The organism is Kitasatospora sp. MAP5-34, from assembly GCF_029894335.1.
GTDB lineage: Bacteria > Actinomycetota > Actinomycetes > Streptomycetales > Streptomycetaceae > Kitasatospora.
Genome location: NZ_JARXZC010000003.1, coordinates 265,892 through 289,198 on the forward strand (window position 1 = coordinate 265,892; position 23,307 = coordinate 289,198).

17 protein-coding genes are annotated in these 23,307 nt (G+C 72.9%); 5 read left to right on the forward strand and 12 right to left on the reverse strand.

Features of this window, described 5'->3' with window-relative positions:
- Window position 1: 1 nt before the first annotated feature.
- From P3T29_RS04845 to P3T29_RS04890, 10 genes are all read right to left on the reverse strand, one after another.
- Window positions 2-568 (reverse strand): VOC family protein, encoded by a 567-nt coding sequence (locus P3T29_RS04845; RefSeq protein WP_280715004.1) that lies wholly within the window; start codon window positions 566-568, stop codon window positions 2-4.
- Complete coding sequence (locus P3T29_RS04850) at window positions 565-1,353, reverse strand: SDR family oxidoreductase (protein ID WP_280715005.1); 789 nt, start codon at window positions 1,351-1,353, stop codon at window positions 565-567. The genes P3T29_RS04845 and P3T29_RS04850 overlap by 4 nt, the downstream gene beginning before the upstream one ends.
- Window positions 1,353-2,054, reverse strand: a complete 702-nt coding sequence (locus P3T29_RS04855; protein WP_280715006.1) for a cupin domain-containing protein — start codon at window positions 2,052-2,054, stop codon at window positions 1,353-1,355. Before P3T29_RS04855 ends, P3T29_RS04850 begins: the two co-directional genes overlap by 1 nt.
- Window positions 2,051-3,073, reverse strand: coding sequence for an alcohol dehydrogenase catalytic domain-containing protein (locus P3T29_RS04860; RefSeq protein WP_280715007.1), 1,023 nt, complete (start codon window positions 3,071-3,073; stop codon window positions 2,051-2,053). Before P3T29_RS04860 ends, P3T29_RS04855 begins: the two co-directional genes overlap by 4 nt.
- The gene (locus tag P3T29_RS04865) at window positions 3,070-3,468 is read right to left on the reverse strand and encodes a hypothetical protein (RefSeq protein WP_280715008.1); all 399 of its coding nucleotides are present in this window, start codon (window positions 3,466-3,468) and stop codon (window positions 3,070-3,072) included. Before P3T29_RS04865 ends, P3T29_RS04860 begins: the two co-directional genes overlap by 4 nt.
- On the reverse strand, window positions 3,465-3,794 hold the full coding sequence (locus P3T29_RS04870) for a hypothetical protein (protein WP_280715009.1): 330 nt from the start codon (window positions 3,792-3,794) through the stop codon (window positions 3,465-3,467). Before P3T29_RS04870 ends, P3T29_RS04865 begins: the two co-directional genes overlap by 4 nt.
- A 149-nt stretch (window positions 3,795-3,943) precedes the next feature.
- Window positions 3,944-5,176 carry a hypothetical protein gene (locus P3T29_RS04875; protein WP_280715010.1) on the reverse strand — a complete coding sequence of 411 codons (1,233 nt, stop codon included), beginning with the start codon at window positions 5,174-5,176 and terminating at the stop codon, window positions 3,944-3,946.
- Window positions 5,177-5,321: 145 nt separating this feature from the next.
- Complete coding sequence (locus P3T29_RS04880) at window positions 5,322-5,717, reverse strand: hypothetical protein (RefSeq protein WP_280715011.1); 396 nt, start codon at window positions 5,715-5,717, stop codon at window positions 5,322-5,324.
- The gene (locus tag P3T29_RS04885; protein ID WP_280715012.1) at window positions 5,714-6,475 is read right to left on the reverse strand and encodes a cupin domain-containing protein; all 762 of its coding nucleotides are present in this window, start codon (window positions 6,473-6,475) and stop codon (window positions 5,714-5,716) included. Before P3T29_RS04885 ends, P3T29_RS04880 begins: the two co-directional genes overlap by 4 nt.
- Complete coding sequence (locus P3T29_RS04890; protein ID WP_280715013.1) at window positions 6,460-7,653, reverse strand: sedoheptulose 7-phosphate cyclase; 1,194 nt, start codon at window positions 7,651-7,653, stop codon at window positions 6,460-6,462. Before P3T29_RS04890 ends, P3T29_RS04885 begins: the two co-directional genes overlap by 16 nt.
- 182 nt (window positions 7,654-7,835) lie before the next feature.
- On the opposite strand from P3T29_RS04890, the gene P3T29_RS04895 reads away from it, so the two are divergent.
- From P3T29_RS04895 to fahA, 5 genes are all read left to right on the forward strand, one after another.
- Window positions 7,836-9,143: a phosphoribosyltransferase family protein gene (locus tag P3T29_RS04895; protein ID WP_280715014.1), complete on the forward strand. Its 1,308-nt coding sequence runs from the start codon at window positions 7,836-7,838 to the stop codon at window positions 9,141-9,143.
- Between the two features lie 153 nt (window positions 9,144-9,296).
- A complete protein-coding gene (gene hppD / locus P3T29_RS04900) occupies window positions 9,297-10,505 on the forward strand; it encodes a 4-hydroxyphenylpyruvate dioxygenase (RefSeq protein WP_280715015.1) in 1,209 nt (402 codons plus the stop codon).
- Between the two features lie 22 nt (window positions 10,506-10,527).
- Window positions 10,528-11,730 carry a cupin domain-containing protein gene (locus tag P3T29_RS04905; RefSeq protein WP_280715016.1) on the forward strand — a complete coding sequence of 401 codons (1,203 nt, stop codon included), beginning with the start codon at window positions 10,528-10,530 and terminating at the stop codon, window positions 11,728-11,730.
- Window positions 11,727-12,530: a hypothetical protein gene (locus tag P3T29_RS04910; RefSeq protein ID WP_280715017.1), complete on the forward strand. Its 804-nt coding sequence runs from the start codon at window positions 11,727-11,729 to the stop codon at window positions 12,528-12,530. The genes P3T29_RS04905 and P3T29_RS04910 overlap by 4 nt, the downstream gene beginning before the upstream one ends.
- Complete coding sequence (gene fahA, locus P3T29_RS04915; protein WP_280715018.1) at window positions 12,527-13,747, forward strand: fumarylacetoacetase; 1,221 nt, start codon at window positions 12,527-12,529, stop codon at window positions 13,745-13,747. The genes P3T29_RS04910 and fahA overlap by 4 nt, the downstream gene beginning before the upstream one ends.
- A gap of 106 nt (window positions 13,748-13,853) precedes the next feature.
- Here fahA and P3T29_RS04920 read toward each other — a convergent pair whose 3' ends face one another.
- A complete protein-coding gene (locus P3T29_RS04920) occupies window positions 13,854-14,309 on the reverse strand; it encodes a hypothetical protein (RefSeq protein ID WP_280715019.1) in 456 nt (151 codons plus the stop codon).
- 8 nt (window positions 14,310-14,317) lie between these two features.
- On the reverse strand, window positions 14,318-23,164 hold the full coding sequence (locus tag P3T29_RS04925) for a polymorphic toxin-type HINT domain-containing protein (protein WP_280715020.1): 8,847 nt from the start codon (window positions 23,162-23,164) through the stop codon (window positions 14,318-14,320).
- Window positions 23,165-23,307: the final 143 nt, after the last annotated feature.

Here is a 23,307-nt window from a genome sequence, read left to right on the forward strand (position 1 = left end):
GTCAACTCCAGGGCGTGGTGGGCGAGTAGAGCCGGGCGTCGGTCCCGCGCTCGTACGGCATGCCCGGGGGCATGTTCAGCACCTCCAGTTGCAGGCCCCACGGGGTGCGGAAGTACACCCAGCGGTCGCCGTCGATCGGGCCGCGGTCGGTGATGGTCTGCGGCTCGCCCAGCACCTCGACGCCGGGCTGCGCCCGCAGGTAGGCCACGGCCGCGTCGACGTCCGCGACCGCGATGGCGAGGTGGTGGCCGCCCCAGTCGCTGTTGCGGGGCAGCACGCGGCGCTGGTCGGGGGCGGCGTACTGGAACAGCTCCAGGTTGGTCACCGGGCCCAGGCGCAGCATGGCGATGTGGGTGGAGGCGTCGCGGTGGACGCCGAGTTGGCGGGTCATCCAGTCGCCCTCCCGGTCCGCCACCGGGCCTGTCCGGTAGAGGAGTCGGGCGCCGAGGACGTCGGTGAAGAAGTCGACCGCCTGGTCCAGATCGGGCACGGTGTAGGCCACGTGATGGACGGCGAGGGCACCAGGGATACCGGGGATGCCGGGGATGCCGGCAGGAGTACCGGTCATGAGACAGCTCCGTTCTCGTAGGCGTACTGCTCGGCGGCGTACCGCTGGTTGGCGATGGCGCTCATCAGGCTGAGCCCGCCGTCGACGGTCAGGGTGATCCCGGTGGTGTAGGCCGCCTCGGGGGCGGCGAGGTGGGCGATGGCGGCGGCGACCTCGACCGCCCGGCCGGGGCGGCCGACGGGGATCGCCGGGCGGGCGAGGCCGGCGGCGTCCTGGTCGTCCGGTACGCCGTTCATCGGGGTGGCCGTCTCGCCGGGGCTGACGGCGTTGACGGTGATCCCGTACGGCGCCAGTTCCAGCGCCAGCACCTTGGTCAACTCGCCGAGTCCGCCCTTGGCGGCGCAGTACGAGGCGCCGCCCAGGATCGGGAGGAACTCGTGCACGGACGTGACGTTGACGATCCGGCCGCCCCGCCCCTGCGCGACCATCCGACGGGCGGCGGCCTGCGCGCAGGCGAACGGGCCGGTCAGGTCGATGGTGAGGATGCGCTGCCAGTCGAGCAGTGTCTCCTCCAGCGCAGGTGAACGCCGGTTGACCCCGGCGCAGTTGACCAGGACGTCGAGTCCGCCGAGCTGCTCGGCGGCCCGGTCGACCGCCAGGGCGGCGGCCTCGGGGTCGGCCAGGTCGAGCGGGAAGACCAACCCCTGCCCGGCGAGTCGGGCCGTCCGCTCCGCGCCCGCCCGGTCGGTGCGGTAGCCGACGGCGACGGCGTGCCCGGCGCGGGCGAGCGCGACGGCGGTGGCCCGGCCGATGCCCGAGCTGGCGCCGGTGACGACTGCGGTCATCAGGCCGCCTCCTTGATCCGGTAGCCGGCCTGTTCCAGACCGGCCGCGCCGAGGTACCCGTACAGGGCGACGGTGGTGACGTCACGCCTGGTCCGGAAGCCGTGCCACTCCCCCGCCGGCACGTAGGCCAGATCGCCCTGGGCGAGCCGCACCCGGCCGCCTTCCGTGAGGTGGTCACCACCACCGGCCAGCACGAGGAAGAACTCGTCCGCGTCCGGGTGGCAGTGCAGGTCGTGACTGCCACTCGGAGTGAACGTCGAGGTGGCGAGGGCGAGTTGGCGCGAGCCGACGGTCGCTGCGGTGGCCAGCCAGTGCACGCCCATCCCGGCGAAGCCGCCCGCCCGGGTGAGCACACCGCCCTCGCGCTGCCGGGCCAGCGGGACGGAGTCGCCGCCCGCCGCCGGGCCGGGCAGGGCGTGCACGGTCAGGACCACCGCCGGGGTGGCACCGGCGCTGAGGCCGTACCGGCTGCCGGACGGATGGTAGAGCCCGGCCCCCGGCCCAATCGTCCCGCCGGCCCAACTCGCCCGCCCCGCAAGCAGTACCGTCACCGCCTCGGACCCCGTCGCCTCCTCGGCGCGGGCCCCGGCAGCAATCGCCTCGACGGTCAGGCCGCCCCGGGCCTGCGGGAAGATCTGCGGGTCGACCAGGCGCCGGAAGGCCGGGGCCCGCTCGGGAATGGCCGCTGGTACGAGGATCATGACGAGCCTCCGAAGTCGATCAGAATCTTGGGCGGCCCGGTCCGGCCGCTCTGCAGCAGCTCGAACGCGCCCGGGCCGTCGGATGGTTGGAGCACGGTGGCGATCAGCGGCTCGGCATCGAGTACGCCGTCCTGGAAGAGGCGCAGCGTACGGTCGTAGTGGTCCAGGCCGTGCCGCACGCCGATCACCTCCAGCCCGCGCAGCGCCAGTTCACCCGGCACGAAGCCCTCCGCCGGTGCGCCCGCGACGCCGATCACGGCGAGTCTGCCGCCCGGCTCCAGCAGGTCCAGCCCGCGCCGGAAGGCGGGGGCCGCGCCGGAGGCCTCGACCACGAGTGAGTACCCGCCGTCCTCGGCCTGTTCGGGAGTGAGGGCGCGGTGGGCACCGCAGCGCAGGGCGAGTTCGAGCCCGGCCGGGTCGATGCCGACCGCGTCCACCGATCCGGCGAGCCGGGCGGCGAGTTGGACGGCCAGCAGGCCGATGGTGCCGGTGCCGATCACGGCCACCCGGTCCGCCAGCCGGCAGCGGGCCTGTTCCAGGCCGCCGACCACGGTGACGGCGGGTTCGACCAGCGCGGCCGCCCGGTCCGGCACCGCGTCGGGCACCCTGGTGAGCGAACCTCCGGGCATCGCCACGTACTCGGCGGCGGCGCCCTGGTGGCCGTACAGGCCGACCTCGCGGAGGCGTTCGCAGAGCGCGCGGCGCCCGCGCAGGCACATCCGACAGAGGCCGCAGTGCAGCATGGTGTGGCCCACCACCCTTTCACCCGGGGCGAATTCGGCGTTCCCCCGGACGACGGTGCCGGTCCACTCGTGGCCGATCACCACCGGGTAGCAGGTGCGCCCGTCGAGCAGGTAGGAGGCGGTGCCGTGCAGCATCTCCAGGTCGGTGCCGCAGAGTCCGACCAGTGCGGTGCGCACCAGGACTCCGTCGGGACCGGGTTCGGGCACGGGCACCCGGGCGAGGGCGGCCCGGTGGGGCGCCTCGATCCGCAGGGCCGTCATGGTGGAGATGGTCATGGGCGGGTGGTCCTTCGGGTGCGGGGCCGCTTCGGGGTGGCGACGGCGGCCTCGGCGTGCAGGGTGAGGCAGAGCAGCTCCGCGCCGAGCGGGCCGGCCTGCAGATCGAGGTCCTGGCCGCGCGGGACGAGCAGCAGGTCACCGTTGTCGGCCAGGTGCTGGGCCCGGTCGGGCCACTGGTCGGCGACCACAGGTCCGCGCAGGACGTACCAGGCGGCTTCGGTGTCCGGGCGGCCGGAGCGCGAGTGGTGGGCGCCGGGGCTGAGGCGGACGTGCTCGAACGCCTCGCAGTCGCTGCGCATCAGGTCTCGGCGGGACAGGCAGAGCACTCGGGTGCGCTCACTGCCCTGACCGACGACGACCATGGCGGACGCGCCGACGGTGGTGACGATCATGATGCGCCTTCTTGCGGTACGGCCGGGACGGCGAGGACGGCGTGGAAGTACTCCAGCCCCGCCTCCCCGGCGAAGAGAGTGGCCCGGCCGCCGAGTGGCAGGGTGACGGCGGTTCCCTCGGCCAGCGGGACGTCGATGTCGTCCGTCCCGGCGAGGCCGGCTCCGGCCGTTACGTAGACGGTGTGCTCGACGCCGTCGGCGGCCAGCTCGATGCTGTCGCCGGGTTCGAGCCAGCAGAGGCCGACGCCGCACAGCGGGCCGGTGAGCACCTGACCCGGGTCGACGGCGCGGCCCCGGTGGAGGGCGGTGATCGCGGTGCTGGTCATGGCTGACGCTCCTGGTCCGGTCCGGTTGACTGCTCGGGTCTTCCTTACTGAGTTCATTCGTTGCTTTCGTTGCTGAGTACGACGTTGGCCTGCCCGAGGTCCCGGGTGCACGGGAACGGTGTCCCGTTCCGCTCCCGTCCGGCGCCCGGTCAGCGGTCCGCCTGTGCCAGGACCTGTGCCGGTACGGGCGCCGGGACCGACGCGCCCCGGCTGGCCGGGACACCCCCGGGCCGCAGCGCCTCCGCCCCGGCCCGCAGGGTGTCCTCCCCGACCTGGGTCAGCAGGCTCCCGTCCGCGACGTACGGCCGGCCGAGCCCGGCGAGCAGGACCAACCCCGCCTCCCCGCCGCGTGCGGCGGCGAGGCGGACGGCCGACACGAGTGCCTCGGGGTCCACCCCGGCAGGCAACGCGACGGGTGAGCCGTTGCGTTGCAGCAGCTCCCGGTGGGCGCGCTCGCCCTCCGCGTCCAGCAACCCCAGGTGAGCGGCGATACGGGCGGCCACGAGCATCCCGAGCCCGTCGACGTGGCCCTGGCTCAGGGTGCCGCCGGTGAGCAGCTGGACCGCCCGGCCGATGGTGCTCCCGTACGCCAGCGCGCGGCCCGGGCCGCGCTCCAGGGGGTCGTAGGCGGTGACGGCGGCCCGCGCGTCGGCGCAGAGGGTGATGAACGAGGCCAGCTCGCGCGGGCTGTAGTGGGCGTCGGGGTTCAGGACGGCGGCGAGCTGGTCGTACCAGGCCGGGCAGACCGCCAGGACGCTCCTGATCACCTGGCCGAGGTCGGCGCGCAGCTCGTCGGCGGGACGCTCCCGCAACAAATCCAGCTGGCACCAGACCAGTTCAGGCGCGTGGTGGGTGCCGAGGACCGCCGAGGGGAGGGTATGCCGCAGGGAGAGCGCCGAGCCGCACATCGCCGACAGCGTGGTCGGCACGTGGACCAGACGCAGCCCCTGGAAGAGCAGGCCGGCCAGCAGCCCCGCGACGCCGCCGGTCCGGTCGCCGCCGACGCCGATGACGACGGTCCGGCGGGTCACCCCAGCCAGCAGGATCTGCTCGGCCAGGCGCTCGACGGTCTGCATGGTGCAGGTGCCGGGGATCCGCAGGACCTGGGCCTCGATCCGGGTGAGCAGACCCGCCGGGGTGTCCCCTTCGGTGATGACGACGTACCGGTCGGCGTCCAACGCGCCCAGATCCCGGGCCAGTTCGTCCCAGGACCGGTCGCCGCTGCGCACCTTCACGCGGTAGTGCGCGCTTCCGGTCTGCAGCTCGCGGTCGACGTCCACCGGGCTGTCGGCGTCCACCGGGCTGGTGGAGACGTCCACCTGGTCGGCGAGAACGTCCGCCGGGTCGGTGAAGACGCCTGCCGGGTTGGTGAAGCGGGCCATCGCGGGCCTCCTCTTCCGGGTACTGACCTACCCACCATCGGCGGCCCGGGGCCCCGGACACCTGAGGCCGGGCGCCCATTCCGGCCCCGTCCCGCAGTGGGGCACCGCGCCCCCGAGGGGAGCGCGGTGCCGGGTCGCGGGTGGGTCAGTTGTGGGACAGCAGGTCCGGCCTGCGAGCGGGGAGCCGGCTGCTGACACTCGCCGGAACGACGGTCAGGCAGAGCAGTTCGGCGCCGAGCGGGCCGCCGTGCAGGTGCACGTCCTGGCCATCGGGGGCGAGCAGCAGGTCGCCGTCGTCGAGGGTGCGCTGCGGCTGCTCGGGGCAGTCCAGCAGGGCGACCGGGCCGCGCAGCACGTACCAGGCGGCCTCGGTGCCGGTCCGGCCGCTCAACTCGTAGCAGGCGCCTGGGCTGAGCCGGACGTGCTCGATGGCCTCGCACTCGCTGTGCAGCATCCCCCGGCGGGCCAGGCAGCGGGTACGGATCCGCTGGGTGCCCGGGCCGAGGTGCACGGCGGCGTGCGCGATGTCGGCGACGATCATGTCAGCTCCTCAGGTACCGACTCCGGTACGAACTCCTGCGTCGGCTCCTGCACCGGCTCCTGCGCCAACTCCTGCGCTGGGACGGCGAGTACGGCGTGCACGTACTCCAGCCCGTCGAGCCCTGCGGTCAGCGCCGCCCCCGTGCCCAGCGGCAGGGTCAGCGCCCGGCCCGGCATCAGCGGCACCCGGACGTCGCCGGTGGCGGCGCGGCCGGAGCCGCTGGTGACGAAGACGGCGTGCTCGATCCCGGCCGTCCGCAGCACGGCCCGTTCCCGGGCGGCGAGGCGGGTGACCTGGAGGGTGCGCAGCGGGCCGGTGAAGACCGCGCCGGGGTCGACCGGGCCGACCCGGCGCAGGTTGGTGATCACGGCGTGGCGGACGATCGGATTCGGTTGGGCCGTACGGGCGGGCATCTCGATCACCAGCCATTCCAACGGTTCGGTACCGGTGTTGCGGAGGCCGTGGGTGGTCCCGAGGCCGGTGAGGATCGCGTCACCGGCCCGGACAGCGGACGGGCGGCCGTCGAGGGTGACCTCGCCCTGGCCGGCGAGGAGGACGTACACCTCCTCGGTACGGGTGTGCAGGTGCTCACCGCTGACACCGCCGACCGGGACGCAGGCCCATTCGACCGCCTCCCAGCCGCCCCCGAGCCCGGCCCGGCGGGCCAGGCAGGCCCACTGGGTCAGGCCGCGGGTGCCGTGCACTCCGTGCACGTCGGCGGGCCGGCGGTTGTCGGCGACGATCACTGCGTGACGCATGCCAGCTCCCGCAACTCGTCGGCGGAACGGGCGAGTTCGTCCGCCGTCAGGTCGTCGGCGAAGCAGCCGTCGCCGATCCCGACCGGCAGCGGGAGCCGCTGCCTGCCGTCCCGGTGCCGGATGGTGTCGGTGAGCGCGTCGCTCAGCGTCTCCGGCTCCATCAGCGGGTGCCAGAGCGGGAGTCGCAGGCGGCGCATCAGCGCGAGGATCCTGTCCCGCTGGCCGGGTTCGACCAGTCCCCTCCGCTGGGCGAGCACCGTGGTCAGCGCCATGTCGACGCAGACCGCCTCACCGTGCAGCAGCTCGGGCAGCGCCCGCATCTCCACGGTCGGGCTGAACGAGTGGCCGTAGTCCATCGAGCGCTCCAACCGGTGTTCCCAGAGGTTGGGTTGCAGCTCCTGGAGCATCCCGTGGACGGCCCGGACGAGCACCTCGCCACCCGGGGTCGGCCCCTGGAAGCGCTGGGCGATCAGCGCCGCTCCACTGCGCTCCAGCAGCTCGAAGAGCCGCCGGTCCTTGATCAGGGCGATCTTGAGGATCTCGGCCATCCCGTTACTGAGGTGTCTCGGGTCCAGGGTGGCCAGGAAGGACGGGTCGAGCAGGGTCGCGGTGGCCGGATGGTAGGTGCCCAGCCGGTTCTTGTGCGGGCCGAAGTTCACGCCGGTCTTCGCCCCGACACCCGCGTCCACCAGCCCGATCAGCGTGGTGGGGACCCGGACGAACGGGGTGGACCGCCGGTACAGGCTGCAGGCCAGCCCGACCACGTCCATCAGCACCCCGCCGCCCATCGCGATCACCGGCTCACCGCGCCGCGAGATCCCGAACCGGTCCATCTGCTCGGCGACCCGGAACACCGAGTCCATGGTCTTGACCTGCTCGTGCGCCGGCAGCACGCAGATCCGGTGGTCCAGCCCCCGGCCCTCGAAGTACGCCCGGATCCGGTCCCCGTACAGCTCGTGCACGGTGGCGTCCACCACCACCAGCCGCCGGCCGGGGTGGCCGCCCGCCCGCGCGAGCGCGGGGTTGGCCGGGGAGAGGACCTGGGGGGTGAAGCTGACCTCGTACGTGACGGGAAGCGCGGTGCTGACCGTCCACGCGGTGACCGGCTCCCCCAGGGTGAACAGGCCGTGGTCGGCCCCGTGCGCGGCACGGGGGTTGGCAACTCGATTGGCAGGCACGTCGGGCTCCTTCGGGCTGGTACTGCTGTGCCCTGCCAACACTCACGATCCCGACGTCCCGAACACACGGGCGCCAGGTCCGCTCCCGGTCCCTGGTGCGTCCCAGCTCCCGCCCCGAGGCTCCCGTCCCGGGCCGGGGACGTACGGTGGAACGGGGAAGCCCAGCTCCCGGAGACCGTGCCATGTACTACAGCGACCGAACGGATGCGGGCCGCCGGCTGGCGGCCGAGCTCACCCACCTGCGCGGGGCAGATCCGGTGGTGGTGGGGCTGCCGCGTGGGGGTGTGCCGGTGGCGGCGGAGGTGGCGGGGGTGCTCGGGGCGCCGTTGGACATCTGTGTGATCCGCAAGCTGGGGGTACCGGTCCAGCCGGAGCTGGGGATGGGGGCGATCGGCGAGGGCGGCGCGCGGGTGCTGAACGAGCGGGTGATCCGGGGGGCCGGGGTGACGTCGGAGCAGCTCGCCCGGGTGGAGCAGGACGAGCGGGCGGAGCTGGAGCGGCGGGCCAAGCGGTACCGGCGCGGGCGAGACGCCGTCGACCTGCGCGGCCGGACGGTCGTGGTGGTGGACGACGGCATCGCCACCGGTTCGTCCGCCCGCGCGGCCTGCCAGATCGTCCGGGCCCGGGGTGCCGCGCGGGTGGTGCTCGCGGTGCCGGTCGCGCCCTCGGACTGGGAGACCACGATGGCGGGCGCCGCCGACGAGCTGGTCTGCCCGTACACCCCGTCGCGGTTCTGGGCCATCGGCGAGTTCTACACGGACTTCGGGCAGACCGACGATGCCGAGGTGCTCGCCTGTCTGGAGCAGGCGGGCTCCGAGCCGCCCCGGGTGCGGGAGCTGGAGATCCGGGCACCCGGCGCGCACCTCAGCGGCGAGCTGACGCTCCCTCAGAATCCTTCCGGGGTGGTCCTGTTCGCGCACGGCAGCGGCAGCAGCCGGTTCAGCCCGCGCAACCGCCTGGTCGCCGGGTCGCTCAACCGCGCGGGGCTCGGGACGCTGCTGTTCGACCTGCTGACGGTGGACGAGGAGCCGGACCGGCACAAGGTCTTCGACCCCGAGCTGCTCGGCGACCGGCTGAGTGCCGCGACCCGCCGCCTGGCCGACGAGCCGGGCGCGGACGGGCTCCCGTTCGGCTACTTCGGCGCGAGCACCGGCGCCGCCGCCGCGCTCGTGGCGGCGGCCGAACCGGGCTCCCGGGTGGCCGCGATCGTGTCCAGGGGCGGGCGTCCCGATCTGGCGGGCGCCCGGCTGGCCGAGGTCCGCGCGCCGACGCTGCTCATCGTCGGCGGGGCCGACCGGGCCGTCCTGGAGCTGAACCGGCAGGCCAGGGCCCTGCTGCACTGCGAGAGCAGCCTGGCGGTCGTACCCGGCGCCACCCACCTCTTCGAGGAGCCCCGCGCCCTGGAGGCCGTCGCCGAACTGGCCGCCGACTGGTTCACCCGGTGGTTCAGCCGTTTCGCGCAGGCCGAGGACGATCACTGGACAATCTGAGCAGCTGGATCGGCACCTGCCTGCTCACCTTGTACACATTGATCAGTCAGAGCCCGACCTGTTGCCCAACCAGCCCGACAGGAGCAAGCTCCCCATCAACCGCGTTCACCCACTCCTGTGCAGCGCGGACGCCTCAACGTGGAGGAACCACCGATGACCGCGAACGCCATTGAACTCACCCCCGAGGAGCTGGAGGCCGGTCTCGACGCCGACCAGCTGCGCCGCCTGGTGGGCCTGGTCGAGCACGACGCGGCCGCTGACCCCTTCCCGGTGATCGCCCAGGACGCGATCGTCTTCGTCGTCGGCAACGCCACCCAGACGGCCCACCACTACCAGTCGGTCTTCGGCATGGAGCTGGTCGCCTACTCGGGCCCGGAGACCGGCCGCCGCGACCGCAAGGCGTTCGTGCTGCGCTCCGGCTCCTGCCGCTTCGTGATCAAGGGCGGCGTCGCCCCGGACAGCGAGCTGCTGGACCACCACCGCCGGCACGGCGACGGCGTGGTCGACCTGGCCCTCGAGGTGCCGGACGTGGACAAGTGCATCGAGCACGCCCGCGCCACCGGCGCCACGGTGCTGGAGGAGCCGAACGACGTCTCGGACGAGCACGGCACCATCCGCCGCGCCGCAATCGCGACCTACGGCGAGACCCGCCACACGCTGGTCGACCGCTCCCGCTACCACGGCCCCTACCTGCCGGGCTACGTCGCCGCCGAGACCAAGGTGCAGCGCCCCGAGGGCCACCCGAAGCGGCTGTTCCAGGCGCTGGACCACGCGGTCGGCAACGTCGAGCTCGGCAAGATGGACGAGTGGGTCGGCTTCTACAACCGCGTCATGGGCTTCGAGAACCTGGCCGAGTTCGTCGGTGACGACATCGCGACCGACTACTCCGCGCTGATGAGCAAGGTGGTCGCCAGCGGCAACCACCGGGTGAAGTTCCCGCTCAACGAGCCGGCCATCGCCAAGAAGAAGTCGCAGATCGACGAGTACCTGGAGTTCTACGGCGGCCCCGGCTGCCAGCACCTGGCGCTCGCCACCAACGACATCCTGACCACCGTGGACATCCTGCGCGCCAACGGCGTGGAATTCCTCTCCACCCCCGACTCGTACTACGACGACCCGGAGCTGCGCGCCCGGATCGGCAAGGTCCGGGTCGAGGTCGAGGAGCTCAAGAAGCGCGGCGTCCTGGTCGACCGGGACGAGGACGGCTACCTGCTGCAGATCTTCACCAAGCCGCAGGGCGACCGGCCGACGGTGTTCTTCGAGTTCATCGAGCGGCATGGTTCACTCGGCTTCGGCAAGGGCAACTTCAAGGCGCTCTTCGAGTCGATCGAGCGTGAGCAGGACAAGCGCGGAAACCTCTGAGCCCCGAGGGAGAATCCAGGTCATGGCGCACTACCGGCAGCTGGGCGACATCCCGCCCAAGCGGCACACACAGCACCGCACACCCGAAGGCGGGCTGTACTACGAGGAGTTGATGGGCGAGGAGGGGTTCACCTCGGACTCCTCGCTGCTCTACCACCGGGGCATCCCGTCCGCGCTGGTGGACGCCCGGGTGTGGGAGCTGCCCGAGCAGGCGACCACCCCGAACCTGCCGCTGCTCCCCCGGCACCTGAAGCTGCACGAGCTGTTCCAGGGCGAGGAGTGGAAGGGCACCGACGCCGTCACGGGCCGCCGCCTGCTGCTCGGCAACGCGGACGTCCGCATCTCGTACGTCGCCGCCGGTGCGCCGAGCGAGCTGTACCGCAACGGGCTCGGCGACGAGTGCGTGTACGTGGAGTCGGGCTCCGGGGTCCTGGAGACGGTCTTCGGCACGCTGGAGGTCGGGCAGGGTGACTACGTCGTCATCCCCCGTGCCACCACGCACCGTTGGGTGCCGGGCGGCGACGAGCCGCTGCGCGCGTACTGCATCGAGGCGAACAGCCACATCACGCCGCCCAAGCGCTACCTCTCGCGCTTCGGGCAGCTGCTGGAGCACGCGCCGTACTGCGAGCGCGACCTGCGCGGGCCGGTCGGGCCGCTGCTGGTCGAGCAGGCGGACGTCGACGTGCTGGTCAAGCACCGGGGGTCGGGCGGCGTGGTCGGCACCCGCTACACCGTGCCGCACCACCCGTTCGACGTGGTCGGCTGGGACGGCTGCCTGTACCCGTACGTGCTCAACATCAGTGACTTCGAGCCGATCACCGGACGGCTCCACCAGCCGCCGCCGGTGCACCAGGTCTTCGAGGGCAACAACTTCGTGATCTGCAACTTCGTGCCGCGCAAGGTGGACTACCACCCGCTGTCGATCCCCGTCCCGTACTACCACTCCAACGTGGACAGCGACGAGGTGATGTTCTACTGCGGCGGCAACTACGAGGCCCGCAAGGGCTCGGGCATCGCCCAGGGCTCGATCTCGCTGCACCCCGGCGGCCACACCCACGGGCCGCAGCCGGGTGCGTACGAGCGCAGCATCGGCGCGGAGTTCTTCGACGAACTCGCCGTCATGGTGGACACCTTCCGCCCGCTGGAGCTCGGCGAGGGCGCCGGGGCCAGCGAGGACCCCGGCTACGCCTGGACCTGGTCCGGCGGACGGGGGCCCGGGCAGTGACCGTACCCGCCCTGTTCCGGGGGCTGTTCGACGACGCGGCCGTGTTCCCCCCGGGGGACCTGCCGCTGGCCGAGGCGGTGCCCGCGCACCTGGCGCACCGCGCGGCCGGGTACGCGGACGCGGTCGGCCCGTTCCTCTGCGGGGCGGGCCGGCTGGGCGAGTTGGCGCGGCTGGCCGAGCCGGGCTTCCGGGTCGGGCTGGTGCTGCCGGGGGGCAGCGACCAGCTCGTCCCGGCGCTGACGGCGGCCGCCGGGCTGGCGGTGACGGGGGTCGAACTCGCCGCCACCGACGTCCGCGCGGCCGCCCTGGCGCTGGCCGAGCACCTGCCCGAGGGCGCCTGGGGCACGGTCGAACTCCCGCGTGGCCCTGGCGTGTTGGACGCCCTGGACGCGCTCGCCGGCACGCCGTACCGGGCCAAGTACCGCACCGGCGGCCTCACCGCCGACGCCTTCCCCGCCGTACCGGAGCTGGCCGCCTTCCTGGTGGGCTGCGCCGAGCGCGGGCTGCCGTACAAGTGCACGGCCGGACTGCACAACGCCGTCCGGCACACGGATCCGGTGACCGGGTTCGAGCACCACGGCTTCCTGAACGTCCTGCTGGCCGCCGCAACGCCGGACCGGGCCGAGGAGGTGCTCGCGGAGCGTTCGGGAGCCGTACTCGCCTCCGCCGTCCGTGATCTGACGGACAGTCAGATCACCTCCGCTCGCACGTCCTTCACCGCCTTCGGCACCTGCAGCGTCATCGAGCCCCTCGCCGATCTGGCCGAACTCGGCCTGCTTCCGCCCCTGGAGAACCTTTGAGCACCCCCAGCAGCTGGCTCGCCTCCGCGCAGGACTCGCCGTTCGGCCTGCACAACCTGCCGTACGGCGTCTTCACCGCGCCGGACCAGCCCAGGCGGCGCCGGATCGGCGTGGCCGTCGGTGACTTCGTGCTCGACGCCGGGGCCGCCGCCCGCGCGGTCGGGGAGCCCTCGGTACTGCTCGACGCGGACTCGCTCAACCCGTTGCTGGCGGCGGGCCGCCCGGTCTGGACCGCCACCCGGGCCGCGCTCACCAGCTGGCTGAGCGACGAGAGTCACCGCTCGGCCGTCAGCCCGTGCCTGCTCGAGCGCGGCGCGGTGGAGCTGCACCTGCCGTTCGAGGTCGCCGACTACGTCGACTTCTACGCCTCCGAGCACCACGCGACCAACCTCGGCAAGATCTTCCGGCCCGGCTCCGAGCCGCTGACGCCCAACTGGAAGCACCTGCCGATCGGTTACCACGGTCGCGCGGGCACGGTGGTGGTCTCCGGCACACCGGTCGTCCGCCCGCACGGGCAGCGCAAGGCGCCCACCGAGCCGCTGCCGTCCTTCGGTCCGACCCGCCGCCTGGACATCGAGGCCGAGGTCGGCTTCGTGGTCGGCGCCGGCTCTCAGCTCGGCACGCCCGTGCCGCTGGCCGACTTCCGCGAGCACGTCTTCGGCGTCCTGCTGCTCAACGACTGGTCGGCGCGGGACATCCAGGCGTGGGAGTACGTGCCGCTGGGCCCGTTCCTCGGCAAGTCCTTCGCCACCTCGGTCTCCCCCTGGGTCGTCCCGCTGGACGCCCTGGAGGCCGCCAGGGTCACCCCGCCGGCCCGGGACGTCGAGCCGCTGCCCTACCTCGACGACCGCGAGGGCGAGGCGTGGGGGCTGGACCTCGCGATGGAGGTCCGGCTGAACGGCCACCCGATCTCGCGGCCGCCGTTCGCCGCGATGTACTGGACGGCGGCGCAGCAGCTCGCCCAGATGACGGCCAACGGCGCGAGCCTGCGCCCGGGCGACCTGTACGCCTCCGGCACGGTCAGCGGGCCGGAGACGGAGAGCCGGGGTGCGCTGATCGAGCTCACCTGGAACGGCGAGAACCCCGTCAAGCTGCCCGACGGCACCACCCGCACGTTCCTGGAGGACGGCGACGAAGTCACCATCACCGCCACCGCACCGGGCCCGGACGGGACGGTCATCGGCTTCGGCGAGGTGACGGGGCGCATCGTCCCCTGACCCCCGCGCGCGGCAACGGCGAAGGCCGCACCCTCGATGAGGGTGCGGCCTTCGCCGTCAGGCGGGTCCGGGTAGGCCGCCGGGGAAGCGGCGACCCACCCGGCCGTCAGAGCCGGAGTTCCGTGAGCACAGGGTTGCCCACGAGCTGCGGGTACTCCCCGCCGAGTTCCGTCAGGACGGCCTGTCTGAAGGCCAGCCAGGCCTCCTTCAGCTCACCGAGCGAGCAGACCGCCTCCGTCGGCGCGTACGTGCACGACACCCGGACCATTCCGTCCTCCGGGACGAACTCGATCAGTTCGGCGTTCTCAGTGAAACCGACCGTCGAGCGCTCGCCCCTCTCCAGGAATCCGATCACGCCCTTCATGGACCACAGGAAGTCGAACACCGGCGTCCAGGACCACGGCGGGGTCAGATCGACCGCCCCGACGGTGAACGAGATGTCCGACAGGAAGTAGTACCACCGCAGGTCACCCCGACCGACCGTGGCGAGGTCCACAGCCGGCCTGTACTCCCGACCGCGCCCGACGTACGGGCCGGTCCGGAGATACTCGATCTTCATCATTGAGACTCCTACGGACGTTCGACCGGAAAGGCGTTCCGGATCATGAGAGTGTCGGGGTCGACGTAGACCCGGATGGTGTACAGGTCCTTCGTCATGTTCGGGTTCGAGTTCCGGGTCTTCCCGACCACCTGGTCGAACTTGTACTCATATGCCTCACCGTCCCGGTTCGGGGTGTCGAAGACCAGCTTGCCCTTCGCGAGGACGGTCCGGATGAAGTCCGCCCGGCTCTCCGGAGTGGTCCCCGCCAGGAACTCGGTCTTGGTGACGTCAACGGCCTGCTGGGAGGCAGCGGCCCCTTCCGGAGTGTGACCCTCGACGATGTGCGCATCATCGATGACCAGCTTGGCGAGGTCGAGACCGCAGTTCGGGTCCTCGACATTATGGACCAGCACCGGCGTGGCGCCCGCAAGCACGAAGTACGTGTGCACCGCGTCGACGGTCAGGTCGTAGGTGGCCATCGAGGAGGTGTAGTTGCGCACCGCCAGAACGGCGACCGGTGCCGTGCCGATGCTCTGCAGCCGGTCGCCGACGGCGAGCGCGGAGGCGGAGACGAACGCCTGACGGGTCAGGTCGTAGTACGGGTGGTTCTGTGTGCCGGTGATCTGCCGCGGCCCGTCGGGCGTGCCCACGGTGAGATCGGTGAAATCGGTGTCGGTGTAGGTGGTGAACGTACGGACCACGGGGTGCTGTTGGACAGCGCCGCCGCCCTCGGCGTTCTCGACCAGGTCACCGATCCGGACATCCTCGATCGGCTTGACTGTGCCGTCCGCCATCTGCACGGGAGTACCGGCCCGGAAGCTGTGCAGCGGCACAGGCAGTGGCACCACACAGGCGAGTGCCTGCTCGGGCAGCTTCCGGATGGCGTTCAGCACGGCGGCCGCCCGCAGCCGGTTCACCGTCACGGCGTCGATCACGGCGGCCTTGGCCGTCTGGGTCAGAACGTTGAGGCCGGCCTCCACGCCGACCATGTCGCCGATGACCATGGCGGCCCGGACGGCGAGAGCGGCCCTCATAAACGCCTTGAGAGCGAGCGGAACGGCGAAGGTGCCGATCGCCCAGTAGCAGTCCGAGCTGGATACATCGAAGTGCTGGGCGAAGTGCCGAGCACATCCGATGTAGTCGCTGACCATGCTGTAGGCCAGCTGCTTGGTGAAAATCTTGTCCTGCTCCCACATGTTGACGTCGAAGACCTTGTGCGTCGTGACGTCGATCGGCAGGGAGCTGAGGGAGTCCTTCTGGTACTGGCCGGTCTGGATGCACTGGGCCGCCGGCGCGTTGGGCAGCGCGCATGTCACCAGATACAACATGGCGGTGCCGGTGATGTGGACATCGGCCGGCAGGCTGCAGTGGGTCGGGTGAGCCAGGTCCCACTTGCACTGGTCAGTGGCATGAGCGTCCGCGCTCATGCCCACGGGCTCGACGACCAGCCCAGGAAACTCGGCGTCCGGCGAGTTGTCCGTCGCCGTCGGCGGGTTCCGGTCCAGTTGGGCGGCGCCCTCCGCGATCTTCGCGGATTCCTGCGCGTCCGCTTGAGCCGTGGACGCGGCCTGGTTGGCCGCGTCGGCCGAACTCTGCGCAGAGGTCGCGGAAGCGGCCGCGTTGTTGGCCGAGGTCCGGGCGTTGCCGGCTGCCGTACGGGCAGCCGCCGCGTCCGTCTCGCCCGCCGTCGCCGCCGCGTTGGCGGCTGCCGCATCGTTGCCTGCGGCGGCCGCCGACAGTCCCGCGTTCCAGGCGTCGGACTGGGCCTGGGCGTCGGTGACGTGGAGCTGGTCCGCGCCGGCCTTCGCGTCCTTGGCGTCGGAGGCCGCCTGGGCCGCCGACTGGAGGGCGTCGGAGGCCGAGCGGGAGGCCTTGGCGGCCGAGGCCGCCGCGTCCGCCGCCGCCTGGGCGGCGAGCTTGGCGTCCCCGGTGGCCCGGTTCGCCGCGTCCTGGGCGGCGGCCGCGAAGGCCGCCGCCTCGGTGGCGCGGACGTCCGCGACGACCGCCTCCTGCTGAGCCAGCGTCTTGGAGGTGTCCGCGACGGCGACCGCGAGGCCGGCGGTCGCGTCGGTGGCCGCGAACGCGATACCGAGCTGGATCGCCTGGTCGGCGGGGGCCGTCACCGCGTTCGCGGTGTCGCGGGCGATCTCGGACTGCTGTGATGCCGCGTACGCCTGACCGGCAGCCGTGGCGCTGTCGGCCGTGGCGCCGTCCGCCTCCTTCTGGGCTCCGTCGGCCGCCGCCTTGGCGTTGGCCGAATCCTGTCCTGCCTGCTTGGCGAGCGCGTTGGCCGCGTTGGAGTTCTGCGCGGCGATCCCGGCCTGGTTGATCGCGTCGGCCGCCAGGGAATCGCCCTGCGCGGCGTTGGCCCGGGTCTGGGCCGCCGCCGATTCCGCCACCCTGGCCGCGGCCAGCGACTTGGCGGCGGCACCGCTGCTGACGGTCGCCGCAGCACGCGCTGCCACAGCGGCAGCGCTCGCGGTACCGGCGTCGGTGTTGGCCTGCTCGGCCGCCACTGCCGCCGAGGCGGCATCGAGGTGGGCCTGCTTGGCGGCAGCAGTCGCGCCGTCGGCCGCACTTGTCCCGACAGCAGCCGCAGCAGCCGCGTCGGCGGCAGCGGCCTTGGCCCGGGACGAGTCCATCGCCGTACGAGCCGCGTCAGCCCGCGACTCGGCATCTGCCGCGTCGCTCTCGGCCTTCTGCGCCGTGTTGTCGTCGTTCTCCGCCTTGGTGGCGTCGCCGGCGGCAGCGGCATCACTGGTCGCCGCTGCTGCCGCCTGCTGCTGAGCCGCAGCGTTCGCGGTGGCGGCGGCGTTGCGCTGGGTCTCCGCCGTCGCCTTGGCGGTGGCAGCGTTCTGACGCTCCGTCGCAGCTGTCGCCGCAGCGGCCTTGGCACGCGCCGCAGCGTCGTTCGAGCTGGCCTGGAGCGTGGCGATGGTCGCCTTGTCCTTGGCCGCGACGGCTGCTGCCGCCGCTGCCGCGTCCGCCTTGTCCTGCGCGGCGACGGCGTCGGCCGCCGCCTTCTGCGCGTCGTCCTGCGCGGTGGAGCGCAGGAAGGCGGCGCGGGCGGCGTGCGCCTGGGCGCTGGCGTTGGCCAGCAGGGCGCCGCTGTCCGCCACGGTCGCGTTGGTCGCCGCGACGGCCGTCTGCATGGCCAGCGAGGTCGCCTGGGCGGCGGCTGCGGCAGACTTGATGACCTGGGCCGACTCGGTCGCGTAGCTGAGACCGCGACCCACCGGGACACCACTCGCGGTGGCGGCCTGCCCGGCGGATGCCACGGCGGCGGTGGCCGAGGCGTCAGCTGCCTGGGCGTCGGCCGCGTTCTGGGTGGCCGTCGCCGACAGGGCGTCGACCCGCGACTTGACGGCGGCGAGGTCGTCGGTGACCGACACCGGCTTGCCATCGGACGAGAAGTTGCCCCCCATGGTGGTGGGCCAGTCCTTGATGAAGGTGTTCCAGGCGCTGTGCGGGTTGGCCTGGGCCTGCATCAGGTTGTTCGCGACCCAGGCGTTGCCCAGTGCGTCGTGCATCGCCTCGGCGCTGGACTGCAGCGCGGTCAGCGCCTTGATCTCGGCGTTGGCGATGTCGGTGCGCTGCTGGGCCTGGCCCGCGTACTCGGCCTCCCACTCGGCCGAGGCGGTCTCCTCGACCTCGACCATGACCTGGTTCGGGTCCTGCGGGTTGGTCGGGTCACCACTGGCCCAACGGGTCTTCAGGCTCTCGACCTCGAGCCGGAACTCCGCACTGCCCTTGACGGGAGCGACGGTCGGGAACCCGTCGTACTGGATGAACCGCCGGACGTCGTCCGCCGACCCGCGCGACTGCGGCGAGGCGAGCATGAGCGACCACAGGTTCCACGGGTCACCGCTGGCGGCGATCTTGGCCTTCAGGATCTGCGCGACCCGGTCCAGCGCGGCCTGGCTGGCCTGCGGGACCTCGGCGGCGACGCCGGCCCCAGAAGCGTGGCCGGCCCGCTGGTAGGCGCCGCCCGTGTCCAGGTACTGGGTGACGGCGGTGTCGTAGACGGGCTCGGTGAGGGCGAAATCGGTGGTGAAGTACTTCCAGACCGTGTTCTGGCGGTCCTGGGTGCGCTGATACCTGCCGTTCGCGGCATCGCGTGCGGCGACGACGTCGGCGGTCCAGGCGCTCCAGACGTCCTGGTCGAAGAAGAACCACGGGTCGGCCTTGCCCGGCCCGGCCAGCCGCGTGGCCGCCAGGGTCTTGGAGGCGACCCCGCCGACGTGCAGCAGGTAGGCGAGGTTCGCCCGGGCAACGCGGATCTGGGCCTGGGCGTCCATGATCTTCGCCCGGGCGTCCAAGTCGTGCCGGGCCTGGGCCGCCTTCTGCGCGGCCGCGACCTGCGCGGCGAGCGCGGCCTCGTCCTTGCGCAGCTGCTCCTCGGCGGCGGCCGCCGACTGCTCCGCCTTCGCGGAGTCGTCGTTCGCGGTGGCGGCGGCCTTCTCCGCCGCCGTCGCGGTAGCGGCCGCCTGGTCCGCCGTGCCGCGCGCCGTCTTGGCGTCGGCGTCAGCGGAGGCGGCGGTCGCGGTGGCGGTCGCGGCATCGGCGGAGGCGGCGGTCGCGCTGGCAGCCGCAGCCTGGGAGTCGGTGCTCGCGTCCACTGCGGACTGGGACGCGGCCTTCGCCTGGGCCTGCGCCTGGGCGTCGATCGCGGCGGTCTGCGCGGCAGCGGCCTTGGTCGCGGCGGCGTCCAGAGCAGCGGCGGCCGAGGACTTCTGCGCCGCGTCGGCGGAGGCGGACGCACTCGCGGCGGAGGCCGCCGCAGCGGCGGCGGCTTGGGCCGCGAGCTTGCCGTCACCGGTCGCCTGGGCGGCCAGGGCGGCAGCCTGCGCGGCCAGCGTGGCGGCCTGCGCCGCGCTGGCGTCGGCGACGGCCGTCTGCTGCTGTGCGAGCGTCTGGGCACTCTGCGAGGCGAGTACGGCGAGACCGGCCGAGGAGTCGGTCTGCGCGTACGGCGCACCCAGGGAGATCGCCGCGTTGGCCGGGGCGGTCACCGCAACGGCGGCGTCCCGGGCGGTGCCGGCTGCCTGCGAGGAGGCGTAGGCCTGGCCGGCGGCCGTGGCGCTCGCCGCGACGGCGTTGTCCACCTGCTGGGAGGCCGCCACCGCCTTGGTGTCGGCTGCCAGCGCTGCCTGGCCGGCCTGCGAGGCGTTGTTCGCCGCGTCGGAGGCGTGCTGTGCCGCCGTCTGCGCCTTGGTGATCGCGGTCGCGGCGGCGGCCTCCGCGTCCATCGCGGTCGACCAGGTCAGCAGGGCGTTGGCGTCGGCGTCGGCCGCCCACGCGGTGGCCCGTGCCGAGGCCGCAGCGGCGGTGGTGGCAGCCGCCCGCGCGGCGACCGCCGTGTCGGTGGCGGTCTTGGCCTGAGCCGCTGCCTGGTCGGACGCTGTCGCGGCCTGGGCGGCTGCAGTGGCCGCCTGCTGCGCGGCCGTCCGGGCGTCGGCCGCAGCGGCGGTGCCCTGGGCGGCCGCTGCGGCAGCGGCCAGCGCCTGCGCGTTGGCGGCTGCCACGTCCTTCCTGTTCTGGGCCACAGCGGCGGCGTTCCGCGCGGCGGCGGCCTGGTCCTCGGCCAGTTTCGCGGCGGAGGCGTTCTTGGCGGCGTCGCTGTTGGCGGACTGGGCCTTGGTGCGGCTGTCGCTGGACGTCTTCGCCTTGTCCAGTGCGGTGGCCAGCGCCTGCTTGGCGTTGGCCCGCTGGGTGTCGGCGTCCGCCTTGGCGTTGGCGGCGTTCTGCCGCTCGGTGGCCGCGTTGGCCGCGGCCGTCCTGGCGCGGTCGTTCGCCGCCGAGGCGTCGGCCTGGTCCTGGACGGCCTGGCCCTTCGCGGTGGCGACGTCGGCCGCCGCCGAGGCAGCGGCGTCGGCGTGGGACTTGGCGCTGGTGGCCAGGTCGGCCGCGCGGGCCGCGCTGTCCTGGGCCTCCTGGCGCAGGTACTGCGCGCGGGCGGCGGCGGCCTGGGCCTGGGCGTTGGCGAGCAGGGTGGCGCTGTCGGCGGCGGTGGCGCCGGTCGCGGCCACCGTGGTGTCGAGCGCGGCGGCCGTGGCCGCTGCCGCTGCGGCGGAGGCCTTGGCGACCTGCCCGGACTGCTGTGCGTAGGAGAGCCCGCGTCCGTGCGGGAGCCCGGCGGCGTCGGCGATCTGGTTGGAGGCTGCGACGGCCGGGTCCACCGTGTCGGCGGCGGCCTTGGCGTCGCTCGCGGCCCGGTGGGCGATCGCGGCCTGAGCGGTGACCAGGTTCTTCATCGTCGCCAGGTCGGCGGTGGCACGGTCCATCGGCTGGGACGGGTTCGCCGTCTCCCACGCGAGGATCCTGCTCGCGGCCCAGCCGTAGCCGAGCGCCTGGTGCATCGCGTCGGTGCCGGTCTGCAGCGCGGTCAGCGCCCGCACCTCCGCGCTGAGGATGTCGGCGCGGGGCTTGCTCTGCGAGGCCTGCTCGGCAAGCCACTCGCTGGAGGCGGTCTCCTCGGCCTCGACCATGACGTTCTGCCAGTCGAGCGGGTTCGAGGTGTCGCCACTGGCCCAGCGGGCCTTGAGCGCCTCGACCTCGATCCGGAACTCCGGGGTGCCCTTGACCGGAGCGACCGTCGGCATTCCGTGGTACTGGATGAAGCGCCGCACGTCGTCGGCGGAGCCGTTCTTGGCCGAAGCGCCCATCATCGTGTAAGCGCCGAAGGGGTCCTGGCCGCCGTTCTGGGCGATCAGCTCCTTGACGATCGCATCAACCTTGTCCAGCCCGGCCTGGCTCGCCTTCACCACCGGCGGAGCGGTCAGGGAGCCGTCCCGGGCGTTCACACCGGCGAGCGACATGTAGTCCGTGACGTCGGTGTCGTACTGCGGCATGGGGCCGGAGGCGCTCACGTACGAGGCCACGTACGCCGCAAGACCCGAGTCGTGCGCGTAGCGGGCGGCGGAAGCGGTCTTCGCGTCGGCGGAGTCCTTGACGAACGCACCGTCGATACGCGGGGTGACGAACTGGTTCACGTGCATGTCGCCGTTGGCGACGATGGCCACCGGGACATCGCCGACCCGTGCGTCGATGAGGCCGAACTGGGCCGTGTTGGTGGTCCAACTGCCGTCGGTGTGACGGACGTTGTCCCAGGCGGCCCCGGCGGTGTCGAGCACCACGAGGTGGACCTCGTTGGTGGAGGCTCCGGCGGCCGAGACGGCCTTGGCGGTGTGCCCGCCGTCGGCGATGGCCGGGGCCGTCCAGGTGCCGTCGGTGTGCCGGAGGGTGTCCCACACCTTGGCGTCGTCGCTCACGACCATGAGGTGCAGCTCGCCGTTGGGTGTGGCGGCGGCGGCGATTGCGTTGGCGTGCGGGGCCGTCACGGCCGCGCTCGCCCAACTGCCGTCGGCGTGGCGGACGGTGTCCAGGACGGTGCCGTCGGCCTTCAGCACGCCGAGGTGGATCTCGCCGTTGGCCAGGCCGACGGCCGAGACCGCCCGTGCGGTGCCGCTCTGCTCGGCGACCGCCGGGGCGTCCCAACTGCCGTTGGTGTGACCGACGATGTCGCGCACGGTGTTGTCGTCACCCAGCACCACGACGTGTACGTCGCCGTTCGGCGCCGAGGTGGCCGCGACAGCGCGGGCGTGGTGGGAGCCGTCCACCAGGACCTGTCCGCTGAAGCTGTTGCTCCAGCTGTTGACGGGTGCCCGGCGGATCTGGTCCCAGACGGTGCCGTCGTCGGCGAGGGTGAGGATGTGCAGGTCACCGCCCGGCACACCGGTGAGCGCGAGGTCCTTGGTGTGACCGTACGCGCCGTCCACGACGTACGGCGCGCTCCAGGCGCCCGAGGCCGCTCGCCCGGTGCTCCAGAGGCGGCCGTCGTCAGCCGTCACGTCCACCTGCAGCTCGCCGGTGGACGCGGCGCCGACGGAGAGTGCGGTGGCGTGCGGGGCTGCCACGGCTGACGCGGTCCAACTGCCGTCGTCCTGCCGGGCGTTGTCGGAGACAGTGCCGTCGTCGCCGACCGTCGCGATGTGCGGCTGGGCGTTCGGGACGCTCACCGTCGAGAGGGCACGGGCGTGGCCGCTGCCGTCCACCACCGAGGCGGCCGTCCAACTGCCGTCGGAGTGGCGGGTCTTCTCGCGGACGATGTGGTCACTGCCGAGCAGGTCGAGCCGCACGTCACCGGCCGCCGTCGCGGCGGCCGCGACCGCCGAGGTGGGCGTGGCGCCGTTGTCGGCGGCGGTGACGCCGTCCCAGTTGCCGTTGTTGTGGTGGACGTTGGTCCAGACCTTGCCGTCGGCGGTCAGCAGCTCCAGGTGCAGGTCGTTGTTGGGCAGACCGGCGGCCGCGAGACCCGTCACCTTGCCCGGCAGGGAGTCGAACAGCACGGTGCCGGCGGCGCCGCTGGTCATGTTGTAGACCGGGTAGTCACCCGGGAGGTAGGTGTGCTCGTTGACGATGCCGTCGTCGCTGAGCAGTTCGAAGTGCAGCTGGCCGTTGGGCAGCGCCGTCTCGGCGAACGCCACCGTGTGGGTGCCGCCGTCGATCAGGATGGGGCCGGACCAGTCGCCGTTGGTGAAGCGGATGTTGTCGTAGAGCTTGCCGTCCTTGGTCAGCATCCCCACATGCAGGTGACCGTTGGGCATGGTGGCCTGGGCACTCTGCGCGACGGCGCCGACGCCCTCGCCGAGCCCTGGGGCGGAGGTGCGGTTGCCCTTCGAGTCGACGACCGTGTCGGCCGAGGCGGAGCCGAAGAACAGCTGGCCACCCGGGTAGCGACCGGGGTCGCTGCTCGTGAGCAGCGCGCCCGCTCCGGCCTTCATCGCCGGGCCGCCGGCGTGCATGGCATGGGCCAGCTCGGCCTGGGCGCGGCGGGCGTCGGCCGCGTCGGCCATCGCCTTCAAACGGGTCGGCAAGTCCGGTGGACTGCCTGGCGGCGGGGCCGCGTCGGCCCGCACCACCGGGGCGGCGTGGGCCGTCCCCACTGTTGTAGTGATCAAGGAGGCTGTCATCGCGAGGACAGCCGCCGAAGCGACCGCACGCGAAGCAACCCGTATCC

Bases quoted from the DNA above. Each gene is read 5' to 3' on its own strand.
- P3T29_RS04870 (WP_280715009.1), bottom strand. From the start codon at position 3,794: ATGACCAGCACCGCGATCACCGCCCTCCACCGGGGCCGCGCCGTCGAC.
- P3T29_RS04855 (WP_280715006.1), bottom strand. From the start codon at position 2,054: ATGATCCTCGTACCAGCGGCCATTCCCGAGCGGGCCCCGGCCTTCCGG.
- hppD (WP_280715015.1), top strand. From the start codon at position 9,297: ATGACCGCGAACGCCATTGAACTCACCCCCGAGGAGCTGGAGGCCGGT.
- P3T29_RS04850 (WP_280715005.1), bottom strand. From the start codon at position 1,353: ATGACCGCAGTCGTCACCGGCGCCAGCTCGGGCATCGGCCGGGCCACC.
- P3T29_RS04895 (WP_280715014.1), top strand. From the start codon at position 7,836: ATGTACTACAGCGACCGAACGGATGCGGGCCGCCGGCTGGCGGCCGAG.
- P3T29_RS04920 (WP_280715019.1), bottom strand. From the start codon at position 14,309: ATGATGAAGATCGAGTATCTCCGGACCGGCCCGTACGTCGGGCGCGGT.
- P3T29_RS04905 (WP_280715016.1), top strand. From the start codon at position 10,528: ATGGCGCACTACCGGCAGCTGGGCGACATCCCGCCCAAGCGGCACACA.
- P3T29_RS04860 (WP_280715007.1), bottom strand. From the start codon at position 3,073: ATGACCATCTCCACCATGACGGCCCTGCGGATCGAGGCGCCCCACCGG.
- P3T29_RS04845 (WP_280715004.1), bottom strand. From the start codon at position 568: ATGACCGGTACTCCTGCCGGCATCCCCGGCATCCCCGGTATCCCTGGT.
- P3T29_RS04885 (WP_280715012.1), bottom strand. From the start codon at position 6,475: ATGCGTCACGCAGTGATCGTCGCCGACAACCGCCGGCCCGCCGACGTG.
- P3T29_RS04875 (WP_280715010.1), bottom strand. From the start codon at position 5,176: ATGGCCCGCTTCACCAACCCGGCAGGCGTCTTCACCGACCCGGCGGAC.
- P3T29_RS04880 (WP_280715011.1), bottom strand. From the start codon at position 5,717: ATGATCGTCGCCGACATCGCGCACGCCGCCGTGCACCTCGGCCCGGGC.
- P3T29_RS04865 (WP_280715008.1), bottom strand. From the start codon at position 3,468: ATGATCGTCACCACCGTCGGCGCGTCCGCCATGGTCGTCGTCGGTCAG.